Here is a 16880-nt window from a genome sequence, read left to right as displayed (position 1 = left end):
TTGGCTGTTGCTGTTGCTGTTGATCGATGGGCTGACGGCACGGTCGCTGGTATGGGTCACGACACTCGCCCTTCGAGAGTTCGATCGCGGACGGCGGTACGGCGGTCCGCCAACGGATCCATCGGGGTGATCGCGCGGGGATTGGCGTGCCTGTCGTACTTCAGGGCCGGGGCGATGGACGGGAGCACCCGACCGTTGTCCACCGCCTCGTAGGCGTAGGCGAACCCGAGCAGCTCGGCGTCCTGGAATGCCTTGCCCTGCAGCTGGAACCCGACGACCTGGTCGTGAGAGTTCACCCCCGCGGGGAAGATCATCGTCGGAACGCCCGCATCAGAGGACTGCGGGTCTCGACGTCCGAAGCTGTTCCCGGAGCTGTCGTTGAGGTGCACGTCGCTCAGCTCGGTCGGGTAGAGCACCACATCGACGCCGTTGTCGTCCATCCAGGCGGCGAGTCGGTTGCGGTAGTCGACCCGCACAGCCTCGACCGCCCGCTGCTCCTCTTCGGTCCAACCAGAGCTGGCACTGGTCAGCTGGTCGAGGCCGACCGGAGAGTCAGGATGGGCCTCGAGCCATTGCTTCCAGCCTTCATAGTTCCCCTCCGACCAGACGCTCCCGAGATCACCCATCGAGGGCGCGGCGGGGGCAGCGGGAATGTCCTTGATCGTGGCACCGGCCTTCTCGAACACGGCGAACTTCGCACGTAGCGCGTCACTGGTCTCGTGGGAGCCGAACGGGTCGTCGAACGCGTGCGCGGGGACGCCGATGACCTTGCCGCGCAGCGCGTCATCGGACAGCTCCGCTGACCAGTCAGCCGGGCGGTGGCCGTTGGCCACGTCGTCCAGCACGTCCTCGGGGTTGTCGACCGCAGCGACGTCGAGCAGGGAGGCCAGGTCGCCGACGGACTGACCCATGAAACCGACGTAGTCCTGGATGAGCGCCAGTGGCATGGTGCCGGCGCTGGACTGCATGCCGTCGGTGCCGCGCAGCGAGTACAGGCTCGCCGCACCGGCCGGACCCCACAACGAGTCACCGGACTGGGTGCCCATGACGGCGGCTGCGAAGCTCGAGGCCAGCGCGACTGCTGAGCCACCGCTGGAGCCGATAGAGCTGCGGGAGTTGTCGAAGGCGTTCCAGACCTGGCCGTAGTCACTCTCGCTGAAGTGACCACTGTTCGCGAACTTCGACAGGTTGGCCTTGCCCAGGATGATCGCGCCTGAATCGCGCAGCTTCTGGACCTGCCACGCGTCGTTCTGTGGGGTCCAACCGTCGAACAGCAACGAGCCGCCGGTGGTCGGCATGTCCTTGGTGTCGATGATGTCCTTGACCAGGATCGGGATGCCGAGAAGTGGACGTTCGTCGCCACGCTTTCGAGCGGCGTCAGCAGCCTTTGCCTGCCTCATCGCGTCGGGGGCGACCGCCAGGACGGCATGGAGACCGAACGGGCCGCGGTCGTAGGCGGCGATGCGGTCGAGGTAGGCGCGGGTGATCTGCTGGGCGTCGGTGGCGCCCGCCTCCATGTCAGCGGTGAGCTGCGCGATGCTCTTGCCGACGACGTCGTACGGCGACGTCGTCACCAATGCCTTGGCCGGCGTCGCTCCGGCGACAGGGATGCGGATCGCGTTGTGCGTCGTCCGAGCGCAGGTCTTCGGACGTACGCCGAGAGCTCGGGCGTCGAAGTTGACCACCGAGCAGACTTCACCAGTGCTGAGACCGGCGAGATCCGGGTCGGCTGCCAGGTCGGCCGCTGTGGCCTGCACCGCGGCGACCTCCGTGCCGGCCGCAGGGATGGGGTTACCTGCGAGGGCACGCACCTCAGAGCGTCCGATGACCACGAAGTGAGCCAGCGAGGCGGTCTCACCCGGCTTGATCACCAGCTGGCTCACGAGCCCTGGGTGGTTGGCCTCGTCGCCGGTCGTCGGCAGCGCGTTGCGGAACGGGTCGCGTAGGAAGTTGCCGAGCGTCTTGAATGCTTCGGTCCGGCCGGGCGTGCCTACCACTGTGGCCGAGGGACCGTTCTGGCTGGCGGAGCCGGCACCGGCTGACGGGGAATACCATGACGCCCAGGAGTCGGCGTCGGTGATGGCGTCATCTCCCGACGACGTACCGGCGAGGACGGCCCTGTTGACACCGGTGCCGTATCCGAGCTGACCGCCGAAGGCGACTTCGATCTTGACCGGCGTACGCCTGGTGTTGGTGAACGAGTCGAAGAAACGGCCGTAGCTCTCCGAGCCGTTGAGCGCCAGCTCACGCTGCACGACCACGCCGTCGACCTCGACGCCGCGGGTGGTGGTAAAGGTGTCACGTCCATCGCCTGTGATCCCGAACCCGCGCAGGAGGATGCCGTTCAGCGGGCTCTTCCCTCCGCGGACTCGCACCCGCAGACCGCCGAAACCCTGAAGGGCATTGGCGGCCGTGTTCCGTACGCTGCCGGTGTCGAGCCCCGGAATGGCGGAGTCGTGGACGTTCCAGCTGTCGCCGCTCGTGGTCGGGACAGAGGTGAGGCTCTGCGCAGCAGGGGTGGTCAACAGCGTGCCGGCGACGACGACCGCCGCCAGTGTTGGGGCCACGAGTCGCCTGTGGAACCGACCCCTTCGACTTTTCTTCATGGAGTGTCACTGCCCTTCCGTGTGCGGGCGTCGGCAGCGCTCCGAGTGCGCTCATGAACGTTGAGCCCACGTCCGACCGTCCACGTGTTCGCGGCAACCCGGTCGGGTTGCCGCGATCAGTAGATCGAGCGCGAGTCACCAAGCCGTTGCACGGAGGTTGAGTCCACGTGGTTCCAAATGAGAACAGGACCATCGGGCCGGCACCGCCGAGGCCAGTGCCTACGCCTCGGCAGGAAGGTTCACACCTGAAGCCTGACCCGGGCGGGGCCGCGATGTCCCCAGCACGCGCACCCGCTCTCCGATCACGAACCCGCGAAGGTCTGGGGTACGCACCAGATACTCGTTGGCGACCAGGTGCTTGATGATCCGATAGACACTCGCCTGGGACATCGGCAGCGCTTCGACCAGCTGACGAGCCGTCACCCCCGGCCCGATCCGATCCACCGCCTCGAGCACCGTGAACGCGCTGTCGACCGCGCCGGGTTGACGCGCCAGGAAGCCGTGGGAATCAGACCTCGGCATGCTCGCAGCCCCGCGCGTCGGGTGGCAGTCGCACGGTGGACGCGAGCGCTTCGTCGTGCATTCCGACGTAACGGCCATCGTCACCGCGACCTGCACCCCGGCTGCTGCCCCACTTCAGCATCAAACCGACGACGGAGGCGACGACCAGCATCCCCACCCCGAGGTAGGCACCCTGACGCATCTCCGTCAGCAACTCGTTGACAGCGACGGCAGCAGCGGCTGTACCAGCCACGACAGCGGCGATGACAGGGAGCGCGGAGACCTCGTCGATCGCCTTGAGAAAGGCAACCAAGGACACTGCGGTCAGTGCGTACGCGGTGCAGATGACCACGCCGGTGGCTTCCTTCAGATCCCAGGAGAACGCTCCGACTCCATCGCCGACGAGCACTGCGGCGATCGACGGAAGGACCGCGAGCGGTGTCACCGTCAGAGCCGCCACCATCGGAATCCCGCGAGCATTGACCCGTCCGAGCACTGCGGGAAGGACACCTTCGCGGGCGAGAGAGAACAGAAGTCGGGCAAGGGCGCACCACATACACAACGCCAGTGCGACCAGAGACCAGGCGAGCACGAGCAGAACCAGCGCATCGATCACAGAGCGATCCTCACCAGGCGCGAACCAGCGCCAGGTCCACACCGATGGCGCGTCGGCAGGTCGGGCCGATGCCACCACATTGGCCAATCCGAACAGCACCGCAGCGAGTCCCAGACCCGAGCGCAACGCAAAGGGCACCTCGATGAACGGGCGCTTCGACTCCAACCCGAGCGAAGCCGAGCTCTCGAACGCCAAGGTGAGCACCACGATGAAGCCTGCTCCCATCAGAATTCGGGTGACTGAGGCCCCCTCGAGCGAGAACTCCGCCGACGACGGGAACCCGTAGCGCGCGGTCCAGGTACACAGCACGACACCCAGCATCACGAAGCTCACGATCTCCGCGAGCAGCGCGGCGCGCGTCGACCAATGGATTCCGCGACCGATCGCGTACAGGCACATGACGGCACCGATTCCCAGCAGAATCAGCTCACGTCCCGGACCGCCGAGCACGCCGATCCCGGCAGAGCTCAACGCGGCATCGGTCCGGCCCGCAGCATCCGAAAGACCGAACCCGATCATCCCCGAGTACCCGATCACGAGACCACCAGCGACGACCAGGGCCGGCAACGGTCCCAGTCCCTTGGCAACGAACGTGTACAGCCCTCCGGCAGACCTGAACCGTGTTGCGAACTGATTGAAGACCAGGACGAACAGTCCCACGATGGCGAACCCCAGCAGCGTGCTGACCCAGAACCCTGGCCCGATCATCGAGGGGAAGGCCAATCCCGAACCCAGAGCAGTCAGCGACGGCACAAGGACTGCGACAGAGTGGGCCGTCAGGTCAAGACCACTGACCTGACGGCGGGCCACCCCGTCGAACACCGAACTGTCCCGGAACCGCAACGAAGGGCGCGGCCGCCCTGATGTGGACGACCTCGACGGGTTGTTGCTTGTCGACACACGGGGACCGTACGCCGGAGATGTTTCACCTGGATGTCGACGAGCACGCATGGCCCGATCACCGACCTCGCTCCCCGGCGGGCAGGGCCGCTGGCCCCGCCCGCCTTATGTGTGGCTCACAGGAGGCTGTCGATGGTGATCGGCAGATCCCGCACCCGGCGCCCGGTGGCATGGAAGACAGCGTTGGCGATGGCCGGCGCAACTCCGCAGATGACGACCTCACCGAGTCCCTTGACGCCGATCGGGTCGGGGTAGTCGTCGCGGCCACCGAGATAGATCGCCTTCAGGTCCGGCACGTCCGCGTTGACGGGCACCAGGTAGTCGGCCATGTTCGCGTTGACGATGCGGCCGTCGCGGTGGTCGGTGACCGTGTGCTCGAGCAGCGCCTTGCCGATGCCCCCGACCATGCCACCGAGCGCCTGGCTCTCGGCCAGCCGCGGGTTGATGATGCGCGCGGCGTCGTAGACACCGAGCATGCGGCGCACCCGCACCAGGCCGAGCTGGGCATCGACGCCGACCTCGGCGAAGACGGCACCGTAGGCCCAGGCCGACTTCGTCGCCTCCTCGCGCGGGGAGAAGAGGCCGGTGGCCTGGATCCGGGTCCGGCCGTTACGCGCCATGAGCGCACGGTAGGTCTCGCCACGGCTGGCATCGTTACGCACGTGCAGCCGCCCCCGACGTACGACGATGTCGTCCGCGTCTGCGCCGTGCAGCGGTGAGGCCGCGTCGTTGACCGCGAGGTTGATGGCCTCGCGGCGTACCTTGTCGGCGCCGTTCTGGACAGCCGAGCCGACACTGGCCATGGTCATCGAACCGCCGTGTGGCGGGGTGGCGGGCATGGCGGAGTCACCGAGCCGGAAGTCGACGTCGTCGAGCGTCAGGCCGAGGGCGTCGGCCGCAACCTGGGTCATCGAGGTGTACGTCCCCGGCCCCATGTCGCTGGTCGCCGACTCGACGAGTGCGGTGCCGTCGATCCGCAGCCTGACGCGCGCGCGGGCCGGTGCGGCCGCGGTGTGGTAGAGGGCACTGGCCATGCCGATGCCGACCTGCCAGTCGCCGTCACGGGTCGAGGCCGGCTCGGGGTTGCGTCGCGACCAGCCGAACTCACGCGCACCGACGTCGTAGCACTCCAGCAGCCGACGGGTCGAGAACGGCAGACCAGACGACTCGTCCTCGGTCGGCTCGTTGCGGCGGCGCAGCTCGATCGGATCGATGCCCACCTCGTAGGCGAGCTCGTCCATCGCGGTCTCGATCACATGGTCACCGGTCGCCGCCCCGGGGCCACGCATCCAGATCGGAGTGTTCACGTCCAGCGGCACGGTGCGGTAGTCCTGCCGCACGTTCGGCGTGCTGTACTTCATCTGCCCTGCCGAGAGCACCGCCTCGGAGAAGGTCTCATAGCTCGACGTCTCCGCGCGCACGACGTGGTCGGTCGCGAGCAGGCGACCGTCGCGATCCGCGCCCACCGTCAGTTGGTAGCGGTAGGCGGGCCGGAAGCCGGTGTTGAAATACATCTGTCGCCGGGCCAGCACCAGCTTGACCGGGCGACCCACCTCGCGGGCCGCCACCGCGGCGATGACCGTGTTCGGCCAGGTGCGCAGCCCGCTCCCGAAGGCCCCACCGACATAGGGCGACAGCACGCGGACGTCGTCCTGAGCCAGGCCGAAGACCGCGGCCAGCTCGACCTGGGTGCCGTCGCCGACCCACTGGGTCTTGTCCCACACGGTGAGCTTGTCGTCCTCCCAGCGGGCGATGGTGGCATGCGGCTCCATCGGGTTGTGGTGGTTGCGCGAGAGGTTGTAGGTCAGGTCGAGCCGGACCGGAGCGTCGGCCAGCGCGGCCTCCACGTCACCACGCGAGTAGTTGGTCGGCTCGTCGGGGGTGCCGTCCTCCAGCTCGGTGGTCGGCGACTCCTCGTCGTAGGTCACCTCCACGAGGCGGGCACCGTGCTGTGCGGCCTCGAGGGTCTCGGCGACGACGACGGCGATCGGGTGGCCGAAGAAGAGCACCCGGTCGTTCTGGAAGACGCGGATCCGCTCACCGGGAAGGTTGTTGGAGCCCGCGTTCTCCCGGTAGGGCAGCTTCGGCGCGTTCTCGTGGCTGACCACTCCCAGAACGCCCTCATGTGCTTCGGCAGTTGAGGTGTCGATCCCGGTGATGCGGCCGCGACCGATGGTGGCGTCCACGATCGCGGCGTACGCCATGTTCTCGATGCCGTGCTCGTGGCCGTGGTCGGCTGCGTATGGTGCCTTGCCGGTGACCTTCAGGCGCCCGTCGATGCGGACCTTCGGCTCGCCGACGACTACCTCGGGCTGGCTGCTCATCGGCGTCCTCCTACCACTCGCAACTGACGCTCGACCGTGCGCTGGAGCAGGTCGACCTTGAACTCGTTGTCAGAGAGCGGCTCTGCGCCCTCGGCGGCATGTGCCGCCGCCGTACGCCACAGCTCATCGCTCGGACGGCGTCCGACGAGCGCCTTCTCGACACCGCGGAGCCGCCAGGGCACCGTCCCTACTCCCCCGGCGGCGACCTTCGCAGACTCGATCACCCCGCCGCGTACGCTCAGGGCGACCGCCGCCGAGGTCAGCGCGAACTCATAGCTCTGCCGGTCGCGGACCTTCAGATAGCCCGAGCGCAGCGGCTTCGGCTGGGCCGGGATCTCGACGCCGGTGATGAGCTCGTCCTCGCCGAGATCGTGCTCCCGCTCGGGGTGGCGACCAGGGCGGAGCAGGAAGTCCTCCAGCGTCACGATCCGACGCCCGCGTGAACCCTGCAGGTGCACGACGGCATCCAGCGCAACCAGGGCGACCGCGAGATCCGAAGGATGCGTGGCCACGCACGAGGACGACCCTCCCAAGATGGCGTGAGTGCGGTTGTAACCCTCGAGCGCCGCACATCCCGAACCCGGATCACGCTTGTTACAGGCCGCGGAGACATCGCGGAAGTAGGTGCAGCGGGTTCGCTGCATGATGTTGCCACCGATGGTGGCCATGTTGCGCAGCTGCGCCGAGGCGCTCAGCTCCAGGGCCTCGGAGACGACCGGGATCTCGTTGCGGACACGGCGGTCGGCCGCGGCCTCCGACATGGTCACCAGCGCGCCGATCATCAGACCGCCGCCAGGCGTCTGCCTGATCCGCCGCAGAGGCAGGTCGGAGATGTCGACCAGTGCCCTGGGCCGCTCGACCTCCTCGCGCATCAGGTCGACCAAGGTGGTGCCGCCGGCGATGAACCGGCCACCGTTCTGGGCGGCCGCGATGGCCGCACGAGGGCTTCCGGCCCGCAGATACTCGAACGGATACATCGGTTCACGCCCCCTTGGCTGCGGCCTGCTGCACCGCGTCGACGATCTTCACGTAGCAGCCGCAGCGGCAGATGTTGCCGCTCATCCACTCCCGGATCTCGTTCTCGGAGCCGGTGTGGCCCTCCCGGATGCACCCGACGCCCGACATGATCTGGCCCGGCGTGCAGAAGCCGCACTGCAGGGCGTCGTTGTCGATGAACGCCTGCTGGAGCGGGTGCAGCTGGTCGCCGTCGGCCAGCCCCTCGATCGTGGTGACCTCGGCACCGTCCATGCGCACCGCGAGCGTCAGGCAGGCGTTGACCCGTCGCCCGCCCACCAAGACGGTGCACGCGCCGCACGCGCCTGCGTCGCAGCCCTTCTTCGTACCGGGCTGGTCCAGGTGTTCACGCAGCAGATCCAGCAAGGAGGTGCGGTTGTCGACGTCGACGACATGCCGCCGGCCGTTGACCCGCAGCGTCACGGTGCTGCTCGGTCCGTCGGCCGCCGCCGGGCCCGCCGCGACGGACACCCCCGCGGAGACCGCTACCGCACCCGCGGTCGTGGCGCCCGAGGCCGCGATGAACGTACGCCGCGACAGACCTCCTTGACCTGCTTGCTCTTCGGCGGTGGGTTCTGTCGACATGCATGCTCCTTCACGAGTTTCGGGCAAGGGGTGATCACTGTGGCGGCGGGCCGCGAAAGCCAGCCGAAACGGACGGGATCAGACGGTTGGTGCGGCGGCGTACTCCTCGTCGGTCACCGGCGTCATCCAGTGCACGACCGGGTGGTCTTCGTCGCCCTCGTTGATAGCGACGTGCACCATCAGCCGGTTGGGAGACGCGCCGTGCCAGTGCTCCTCATCGGCCTCGAACAGCACCCGGTCACCGGGCCGGATGACCTCGATCGGACCGCCGCGGCGCTGGCACAGGCCCACACCCTCGGTGACGAAGACGGTCTGGCTCAACGGGTGCCGGTGCCAGTGGGTCCGCGCGCCCGGCATGAAGTGCACCAGGTTGGCAGTGAGCCGTGAAGGTGCCGGCGCGGCGGCGACCTGGTCGACGTAGACGTCGCCGGTGAACCAGTCGGTGGGACCTTTGAAGGTGTCGATCGAGCTTCGGGTGATCTGCATGGTTGACTCCTCCCGTTCTCAGGCGCCGGTGGTGAGCAGGACCTTGGTGGCCTGGCGCTTGTCCATGGCGGCGTACGCCTCGGCCGCCGACTCGAGCGGGAGGGTCAGGTCGAAGACCTCGCCCGGATTGATCTGATCGCTCATGATCAGCTCGACCAGATCGGGCAGGAAACGGCGTACCGGCGCCGGGCCGCCGTGCAGGTGGATGCCGGAGAAGAACAGCTCCAGACCGTCGAGCGAGACGTCGTGGGAGACACCGACATAGCCGACGTGGCCACCGGGACGGGTGGCACGGATCGCCTGGTTCATCGACTCCTGGGTGCCGACGGCCTCGATCACCGAGTGTGCCCCGAGCCCACCGGTGAGCTCCTTGATCCTCTCCACGCCGGCGTCGCCGCGCTCCTCGACGATGTCGGTCGCACCGAACTTCCGGGCAAGGGCCTGGCGGTCGGCGTGCCGGCTCATCGCGATGACCCGCTCGGCACCGAGCCGCCTGGCGGCCAGCACACCGAGGAGACCCACGGCGCCTTCGCCCACCACGGCGACGGTCTTGCCCGGGCCCGCCTCGGCGGCGACGGCGGCGAACCAGCCGGTGCCCAGCACGTCCGAGGCGGCCAGCAAACTCTTCGCCTGCTCTTCGGTCGGCTCGCCGGGAACGACCACGAGGGTTCCGTCGGCCAGCGGGATGCGCGCCTTCTCGGCCTGGGTGCCGATGCCGCCGTGAACGAACTCGGCGTGCACGCAACGCGACTGGTAGCCGGCCTGGCAGATCTCGCAGGTGTTGTCCGAGATCACGAACGACCCGACGACGAAGTCGCCCGGCTTCAACGTGGTGACCTCGGCGCCGACCTCCTCGACCACACCGACGTACTCGTGCCCCATCAGCAGTCCCTCGGCGGGCTCCTGGCCGCGGTAGGGCCACAGGTCCGAACCGCAGACACACGCCGCGGTCACCCGGATGACCGCGTCGGTCGGTGCCTCGATCTTCGGGTCTTCGCGGTCCTCGACGCGTACGTCGCCGGGCCCGTGCATCACTACTCCACGCATGCTGCTCCTCCGTCAAAGTTCGTCGTGGGGTCTCCCCCACGACCATCAGTCAACGTCACTTCAGCCAAACACGAGAGGCACTGTCATGGGGTGCACCAGGAGGGCACCCCTCGCCGGCAAAGTGCCGTTTATCCTGGGAGAATGGATAACCGAGCAGAGGTACGCGAGTTCCTCATCACCCGTCGGGCCAAGGTGACTCCGCAGGACGCCGGGCTCCCACCCGGCCCCAACCGACGGGTGCCCGGACTGCGCCGCTCCGAGGTGGCACTGCTCGCCGGCGTCAGCGTGGAGTACTACGCCCGCCTCGAGCGCGGCGCGATCGGCGGCGCCTCCGCATCCGTGCTCGACGCCATCTCCAACGCACTCCAGCTCAACGACACCGAACGAGCCCACCTGCTCGACCTCGCCCGCGCCGCCGACGGCATCCCCACCTCAGCACGAGCCCGGCGCCGACCGTCGAAGCCCGCGCCCCCGCGACCCTCGCTCCAGTGGGCACTCGACTCGATCACCGAAGGCGTCGCGTTCGTCCGCGACAGCCACCAGAACCTGCTCGCCACCAACCCCCTCGGACGAGCCTTCTACACACCGATGATCGGCGACGGCGGTCGCACCCCCAACCTGGCCAGGTTCCAGTTCCTTGACCCCGCATCGCGCGACTTCTACCCCGACTGGGATCTGTTCGCCGAGATGTGCGTCGCGATCATGCGGACCGAGGCCGCCCGCGACCCCCACGACCGCGTCTTCCAGGACCTCGTCGGCGAGCTCTCCACCTGCAGCGACACCTTCCGCCGCCTGTGGGGTGCCCACGACGTACGCCAGCACGGTGCCGGCACCAAGCGCTTCCACCACCCCGAGGTCGGCGAGGTCACCCTGGCTTATGAGGAGCTGGCCGTTACTGCCGAGCACGGGCAGGTCCTGATGGTCTACACCGCCGAGCCCGGCTCACCCTCGGCCGACCGCCTCAAGCTGCTCGCTTCCTGGGGCGCCGAGCTGCCAGCGTACGCTGCCGGAAGCGGCCCTGCCTGAGGGTCGGGCCAGACGACTCGATGATTACCTTGGCATCCAGGCATTAGTCTGACAATATCGATTGTGTAGTCGATTCGATGTCGTCGCGATCGACCAGCCCACAGTCGCGGGGGCCGAGGAAGCCGCAGATGTCGTTCTCGTAGTTCAACTGGTAATGCCGAACTGTCTGCTGGGTGAGTTCGACGGTGATGCGTCCCAGGTCCATCGCCTCGAGCCACGTGGCGAAAAGTTCATCACCCGTGAGATTGCGTCGGCGCCCCTCCTCCGTCAACACAATCTTCCAGCCTCTTGCGGGCACGGTCCGGGCCCGCAAGAGGCTGTGTTGACACGGTGCTGGCACGGGAAGTCAGGGCCTCACGGTCAAGGAGGTGCGGCACGGACGACGAGAACTTGTCGAGCCCAACCGAAATCACCTGCAGACAGCAATCGGCCCGCCACCCTTTTCGCAGGTGGCGGGCCGATTGTGCGGTCGACACAGATTACAGATACTGACCCGTGTTGGAGACCTGCTCGATCGAACGGCCGGGCTCGGTGCCCTGCTTGCCGGTGATGAGCGTGCGGATGAAGACGATCCGCTCGCCCTTCTTGCCGGAGATGCGGGCCCAGTCGTCGGGGTTGGTGGTGTTGGGGAGGTCCTCGTTCTCCTTGAACTCGTCCACGCAGGCCTGGAGCAGGTGCTGCACCCGCAGGCCCTTCTGGCCGGAGTCCTCGCCGGAGTCCAGGAACGACTTGATGGCCATCTTCTTGGCCCGGTCGACGATGTTCTGGATCATCGCGCCGGAGTTGAAGTCCTTGAAGTAGAGGATCTCCTTGTCACCGTTGGCATAGGTGACCTCCAGGAAGCGGTTCTCCTCGGACTCCGTGTACATCCGCTCGACGACCGTGCGGATCAGCTCGTCGACGGTGGCCTGCTTGTCGCCGCTGAACTCGCCCACGTCGGTCGGGTGCAGCGGCAGGTCGGGGACCAGGTACTTCGAGAAGATGTCACGAGCACCTTCGGCATCGGGACGCTCGATCTTGATCTTCACGTCCAGACGGCCCGGGCGCAGGATCGCCGGGTCGATCATGTCCTCACGGTTGGAGGCACCGATGACCAGCACGTTCTCCAGAGCCTCGACACCGTCGATCTCGGAGAGGAGCTGCGGGACGATGGTGTTCTCCACGTCGGAGGAGACACCGGTGCCACGCGTACGGAACAGCGAGTCCATCTCGTCGAAGAAGACGATCACCGGGGTGCCGGCCGCGGCCTTCTCACGAGCCCGCTGGAAGACCAGGCGGATGTGGCGCTCGGTCTCACCGACGTACTTGTTGAGGAGCTCGGGGCCCTTGATGTTGAGGAAGTAGGACTTGCCGTCCGCTCCCGTCTTCGCGGCGACCTTCTTCGCGAGGCTGTTGGCGACAGCCTTCGCGATCAGGGTCTTGCCACAGCCCGGAGGACCGTAGAGCAGCACACCCTTGGGCGGCTTGAGCTGGTGCTCGATGAAGAGGTCGGGGTAGAGGTACGGCAGCTCGACCGCGTCCTGGATCTGCTCGATCTGGCCGGCGAGGCCACCGATCGACTCGTAGGAGATGTCGGGCACCTCCTCCAGGACGAGCTCCTCGACCTCGGACTTCGGCACCTTCTCGTAGACATAGCCCGATCGTGGTTCGAGCAGCAACGAGTCACCCGCGCGGATCGCGTCCTGCAGGAGCGGCTCAGCGAGACGTACGACCCGTTCCTCGTCGGCATTGGCGATCACCAGGGCGCGCTCACCGTCGGCGAGCAGCTCCTTGAACATCACCACCTCGCCGACCTTCTCGAACTCCATCGCGGCCACGACGTTCAGCGCCTCGTTGAGCATGACCTCCTGGCCATAGCGCAGCTCGTCGAGGTCGACGTTGGGCGATGCGGTCACCCGGAGCTTGCGCCCACCGGTGAAGACATCGATCGAGTCGTCCTCGTTGCGCTCGATGAAGGTGCCGAAGCCTGCTGGCGGCTGTGCCAGCCGGTCGACCTCCTCCTTGAGCTTGATGATCTGGTCACGGGCATCCCGAAGCGTCACGCTGAGTCGCTCGTTCTGCGACGTCACGGCGGCCAGGGAGCGCTGCGCGTCAGCGAGCCGCGCCTCCAGGCCACGCGAAGATCCGGGCATCTCGGTCAGTCTGTGCCGCAGGTCGGTCACCTCAGCTTCGAGGAAACGGACATGACTCTCAAGCTCCTCGGGGCTGCGCCCCTCGGAATGGAATCCATCGGATGTCGACATCAGCACACCTCCTCTACTCCCTCGACCCTACAAGGGTGAGGGGCAGGAGCGGAGAAGGATTTACCGGTGTTGGACACTATTCGTCGACAACGGCCAAGTTCGTGTCAACCCGTGGCACACGTTCTGCAGAGCGGACTCAGTCCACTTCGAAGCCAGCATCAGGCAGAGTCTCGGGCAGGACCTCCACGACGGGCTCGGGAGCCGGCATGTCGGCCGGGCGCGGGCCGGTGTAATCAGATCCGTACGCCCCGGGGGCAGGTCGGCGCGTCTTGCGCGGCGCGCGTTCGCCCGGCGCCAGCCTTCGCGCCGTCACCAGGAACGCGGTGTGGCCGATCATCTTGTGACCCGGCCGGACCGCGAGACCCTCGACGTGCCAGTCGCGAACGAGCGACTCCCACGCCTGCGGCTCGGTGAACCCGCCGTGGGCGCGGACCGTCTCGACGAAGCGGGACAGCTGCGTGGTGGTCGCGACGTAGGCGCAGACCATGCCGCCGGGGTAGAGCGCCTCGGCCGCCGCGTCGACGCACTCCCACGGCGCGAGCATGTCGAGGATCAGCCGGTCGCAGCGGATCTGCTGGCGCGGCAGCTCTTCCTGGAGGTCGCCCAGGTTGAGCGACCAGCTCGGGTGGGACTCCCCCGCCGGGGTGCCGAAGAACTGGTCGACGTTCTTGCGCGCGACCTCGGCGAACTCCTCGCGGCGCTCGAAGGAGGTGACCTTGCCGAACGGGCCCACCGCGCGCAGGAGCGAGCAGGTCAGGGCACCGGAGCCGACCCCGGCCTCCACGACCGAGGCACCCGGGAAGATGTCGGCCATGGCGACGATCTGGGCGGCGTCCTTGGGGTAGACCACGGCGGCGCCGCGCGGCATCGAGACGACGAACTCCGACAGGAGCGGGCGGAAGACCAGGTACTCACCGCCCGTGGAGGCGGTGACGGTGAAGCCCTCCTCGCGGCCGATCAGCTCGTCGTGGTCGATGTGGCCCTTGTTGGAGAAGAAGCGCTTGCCGGCGACGAGCTCGAAGTTGTGGCGGCGACCCTTGGTGTCGGTCAGCCGCACCCATTCGCCCTCGCGAAGCGGCCCGCGGTGCACGCCCGCTCGGGCCTCGGCCGGGATGTCTGGAATATCAGCGCTTGACACCCGCCGAGGCTACCCGTTTCCCTGGCCAACCCGGCAAACCGCGGCTCACGCTCCCGCGCGGAAGGCCGCGTCGACGTCGGAGGTGACCAGTACGCCGTAGATCGAGCCGTCGGGCTCGACCAGGAGGTATTCGGGTGCCGGAGTCTTCGAGATCGCCTGGATCAGGGACTCCCCGTCGATGTCGGCCGGGAGGGTGAGGCCGTCCTCGAGCTGACGGGTGACCGTCGAGGTGGCCATCCAGGGACGACGGTCCTCCGGGGTCGCCAGCAGCGCGCCCTCGTGGACGAGACCGATCGGCTCGCCGCCGCTGCTCACGGTGACGATGCTGCCGGCCTCGGCCTCCTGCGCGCGGCGTACGGCCTCGGCGAGCGGGAGATCGGCGGGTACGGCCAGGGTGCGGCGGGCGAGGTCACGGGCGACGAGCAGCGGGAGCCGCATGCGCGCCCGCCCCGACATGATCGCCGCGGAGGCACCGCTCCAGAGGAAGACGCCGATGATGACAGCGAAGACGTAGTGCCTGAGCTGCGGCTCGTTGCCGAGGATCTGCCCCTGGATGAAGGGCCACAGCAGCACGATCACCGCGAGGACCCGGCCGGCCCAGCCGGCGACGATGCTGCCGCGGTTGATGCTGCCGGTCGCGGCCCACACGCCCGCCTTGAGCAACCTGCCGCCGTCGAGGGGCAGGCCGGGGACGAGGTTGAGCACGCCGACGAACAGGTTGGTGAACCACAGGCCGGTGACGAACAGCCCGACCAGGCCGCCGGAGGTGAGGAAGGAGACACCGAAGGCAGCGGCGGCGACGGCCAGCGAGGCCAGCGGGCCCACGACAGCGATCCAGAACTCGTCGCGGGGGCGTTTCGCCTCTTTCTCCACGGCGGTCGCGCCGCCGAGGAAGTGGAGCATGATCACGCCCACGGGGTAGCCGAGCCGCTTGGCGACGATCGCGTGGGCCGCCTCGTGCAGCAGCACCGCGCCGTAGAGGACGATCGCGAACGCGAAGCCGGCGACGTACGTCAACCAGCCCAGGCCCGGCTCCACGGCATCGATCTGGGGCGCCATCACCCAGGCGATCACCGCGGCGATCAGGAACCAGGACGGCGTCACCAGGACGTCGCTGCCGGCGATGGAGCCGACCTTGATCGTGCCCGGGACTCGGGAGGTGGGCTCCGCCTCTTCGACCGGCTTGTCGCCGCCGGGGCGTGGGTCAGGGTCTGCCACATTCCGAGCGTACTTGAGCGGCGGTTGTCAGGTGGTGGCGACCTGGATTGTCGGTGCCTGCGAATAGTCTCGATGTCCATGAGCACCTCACCCGCCGAATCGCTGTCGACCCCGGTCGACGGCGTCAATGTGCTGGGGTCGCTCTCACCGAGCCGCGCGAGCGACTTCACCTCGTGCCCGCTGCTCTACCGGTTCCGCACGATCGACCAGCTGCCCGAGCCACCCTCGGAGGCGGCCGCACGCGGGACCGTGGTGCACAAGGTGCTCGAGGACCTCTTCGACCTGCCCGCTCCCGAGCGCACGCCCCGGCAGGCGAAGTCGATGGTGGAGCAGGCGTGGGAGGACGTACGCAGCCTCGACCCGACCCTGGCGACGCTGTTCACCTCCGAGGCCGAGGGGGCAGAGGGGGCAGAGGAGGGCTGGCTGGAGTCGTGCCGGCAGGTGCTGCGGCGCTACTTCGACCTGGAGGACCCGCGTCGCCTGGAGCCAGCCGAGCGCGAGCACTACGTCGAGGCGCTGCTCGACTCCAAACTGCTGCTGCGCGGGTTCATCGACCGTGTCGACGTCGCCGCCGACGGCCGGATCCGCGTGGTGGACTATAAGAGCGGACGCGTGCCCAGCGAGGCGTACGAGGCGAAGGCACTGTTCCAGCTCAAGTTCTACGCCCTGGTGATCTGGCGCACCCGAGGCGTGGTGCCGGCGATGCTGCAGCTGATCTACCTCGGCTCGGGCGACATCCTGCGCTACGTACCCGACGAGGCCGACCTGCTGGCCACCGAGCGCAAGGCCGAGGCGATCTGGCGGGCCATCCGCACCGCCCAGGAGACCGGCGAGTGGCAGCCGAACCCGGGGCGGCTGTGCGGATGGTGCGCCCACAAGTCGCTGTGCCCGGCCTTCGGAGGCACTCCTCCCCCGCTCCCGGCGACCGCAGGCCCCGTCGCCGCCGGAGACGACGTCGATCTCGACTAGGGCCCGAGGCCGTGTCTCCCAAATCCACGCCCGCTACGCAACGTTTCGCATCCGATCTGGCTGCGTTGCCGCCGCTCGACAGCCTCCAGGATGCCTTCGCAGCGCCGCCTTGCCAGATCGGCCCGAAACGCCGCTCGCGCCGCCGTGTCTTTGGGAGACACGGCCTAGGCGCGTCTACCAGGATCGGCCGGTTACGGGAGTTATCGT

Annotated in this window: 14 protein-coding genes; 2 read left to right on the top strand and 12 right to left on the bottom strand. The window is 68.0% G+C overall.

The window, feature by feature from the left end:
- Positions 1–56 precede the first annotated feature (56 nt).
- The 8 genes from OH802_RS17570 to OH802_RS17535 all read right to left on the bottom strand — a co-directional run bounded on the left by OH802_RS17570 (position 57) and on the right by OH802_RS17535 (position 10079).
- Positions 57–2567: an amidase gene (locus OH802_RS17570; RefSeq protein WP_406020534.1), complete on the bottom strand. Its 2511-nt coding sequence runs from the start codon at positions 2565–2567 to the stop codon at positions 57–59.
- Between the two features lie 258 nt (positions 2568–2825).
- Complete coding sequence (locus tag OH802_RS17565; protein WP_406020532.1) at positions 2826–3128, bottom strand: MarR family transcriptional regulator; 303 nt, start codon at positions 3126–3128, stop codon at positions 2826–2828.
- Positions 3115–4545, bottom strand: a complete 1431-nt coding sequence (locus tag OH802_RS17560) for an APC family permease (protein WP_406020530.1) — start codon at positions 4543–4545, stop codon at positions 3115–3117. The genes OH802_RS17565 and OH802_RS17560 overlap by 14 nt, the downstream gene beginning before the upstream one ends.
- 194 nt (positions 4546–4739) lie before the next feature.
- A complete protein-coding gene (locus tag OH802_RS17555; protein WP_406020528.1) occupies positions 4740–6947 on the bottom strand; it encodes a xanthine dehydrogenase family protein molybdopterin-binding subunit in 2208 nt (735 codons plus the stop codon).
- The gene (locus OH802_RS17550; protein WP_406020526.1) at positions 6944–7924 is read right to left on the bottom strand and encodes an FAD binding domain-containing protein; all 981 of its coding nucleotides are present in this window, start codon (positions 7922–7924) and stop codon (positions 6944–6946) included. Before OH802_RS17550 ends, OH802_RS17555 begins: the two co-directional genes overlap by 4 nt.
- A gap of 4 nt (positions 7925–7928) precedes the next feature.
- The gene (locus tag OH802_RS17545; RefSeq protein WP_406020524.1) at positions 7929–8546 is read right to left on the bottom strand and encodes a (2Fe-2S)-binding protein; all 618 of its coding nucleotides are present in this window, start codon (positions 8544–8546) and stop codon (positions 7929–7931) included.
- 78 nt (positions 8547–8624) lie between these two features.
- Positions 8625–9032: a cupin domain-containing protein gene (locus OH802_RS17540; protein WP_406020522.1), complete on the bottom strand. Its 408-nt coding sequence runs from the start codon at positions 9030–9032 to the stop codon at positions 8625–8627.
- Positions 9033–9050: 18 nt separating this feature from the next.
- Positions 9051–10079, bottom strand: a complete 1029-nt coding sequence (locus OH802_RS17535; protein ID WP_406020520.1) for a zinc-dependent alcohol dehydrogenase family protein — start codon at positions 10077–10079, stop codon at positions 9051–9053.
- Positions 10080–10220: 141 nt separating this feature from the next.
- Here OH802_RS17535 and OH802_RS17530 point away from each other — a divergent pair, with 141 nt between their 5' ends.
- Complete coding sequence (locus tag OH802_RS17530) at positions 10221–11105, top strand: helix-turn-helix domain-containing protein (RefSeq protein ID WP_406020518.1); 885 nt, start codon at positions 10221–10223, stop codon at positions 11103–11105.
- A gap of 43 nt (positions 11106–11148) precedes the next feature.
- On the opposite strand, the gene OH802_RS17525 is transcribed toward OH802_RS17530, so the two are convergent.
- The 4 genes from OH802_RS17525 to OH802_RS17510 all read right to left on the bottom strand — a co-directional run bounded on the left by OH802_RS17525 (position 11149) and on the right by OH802_RS17510 (position 15704).
- Positions 11149–11379 (bottom strand): hypothetical protein, encoded by a 231-nt coding sequence (locus OH802_RS17525; protein ID WP_406020516.1) that lies wholly within the window; start codon positions 11377–11379, stop codon positions 11149–11151.
- A 205-nt stretch (positions 11380–11584) separates the two neighbouring features.
- Entirely contained in the window at positions 11585–13348 is a 1764-nt protein-coding gene (gene arc, locus OH802_RS17520; RefSeq protein WP_406020514.1) for a proteasome ATPase, read from the bottom strand.
- A 136-nt stretch (positions 13349–13484) separates the two neighbouring features.
- Entirely contained in the window at positions 13485–14486 is a 1002-nt protein-coding gene (locus OH802_RS17515; protein ID WP_406020512.1) for a tRNA (adenine-N1)-methyltransferase, read from the bottom strand.
- 45 nt (positions 14487–14531) lie between these two features.
- Complete coding sequence (locus OH802_RS17510; protein WP_406020510.1) at positions 14532–15704, bottom strand: site-2 protease family protein; 1173 nt, start codon at positions 15702–15704, stop codon at positions 14532–14534.
- Positions 15705–15782: 78 nt separating this feature from the next.
- Between OH802_RS17510 and OH802_RS17505 the strand changes: the two genes are divergently transcribed.
- Positions 15783–16673: a RecB family exonuclease gene (locus tag OH802_RS17505; RefSeq protein WP_406020508.1), complete on the top strand. Its 891-nt coding sequence runs from the start codon at positions 15783–15785 to the stop codon at positions 16671–16673.
- The last annotated feature ends 207 nt before the right edge of the window (positions 16674–16880 follow it).

Source organism: Nocardioides sp. NBC_00850, from assembly GCF_045207335.1.
In the GTDB taxonomy this organism is placed as follows: Bacteria; Actinomycetota; Actinomycetes; order Propionibacteriales; family Nocardioidaceae; genus Nocardioides.
The sequence above is the reverse complement of the archived record's forward strand: the minus strand, read 5'-3'. Positions and strand labels throughout refer to the sequence as shown.

Bases quoted from the DNA above. Each gene is read 5' to 3' on its own strand.
- OH802_RS17565 (WP_406020532.1), bottom strand. From the start codon at position 3,128: ATGCCGAGGTCTGATTCCCACGGCTTCCTGGCGCGTCAACCCGGCGCG.
- OH802_RS17555 (WP_406020528.1), bottom strand. From the start codon at position 6,947: ATGAGCAGCCAGCCCGAGGTAGTCGTCGGCGAGCCGAAGGTCCGCATC.
- OH802_RS17550 (WP_406020526.1), bottom strand. From the start codon at position 7,924: ATGTATCCGTTCGAGTATCTGCGGGCCGGAAGCCCTCGTGCGGCCATC.
- OH802_RS17545 (WP_406020524.1), bottom strand. From the start codon at position 8,546: ATGTCGACAGAACCCACCGCCGAAGAGCAAGCAGGTCAAGGAGGTCTG.
- OH802_RS17540 (WP_406020522.1), bottom strand. From the start codon at position 9,032: ATGCAGATCACCCGAAGCTCGATCGACACCTTCAAAGGTCCCACCGAC.
- OH802_RS17535 (WP_406020520.1), bottom strand. From the start codon at position 10,079: ATGCGTGGAGTAGTGATGCACGGGCCCGGCGACGTACGCGTCGAGGAC.
- OH802_RS17530 (WP_406020518.1), top strand. From the start codon at position 10,221: ATGGATAACCGAGCAGAGGTACGCGAGTTCCTCATCACCCGTCGGGCC.
- arc (WP_406020514.1), bottom strand. From the start codon at position 13,348: ATGTCGACATCCGATGGATTCCATTCCGAGGGGCGCAGCCCCGAGGAG.
- OH802_RS17505 (WP_406020508.1), top strand. From the start codon at position 15,783: ATGAGCACCTCACCCGCCGAATCGCTGTCGACCCCGGTCGACGGCGTC.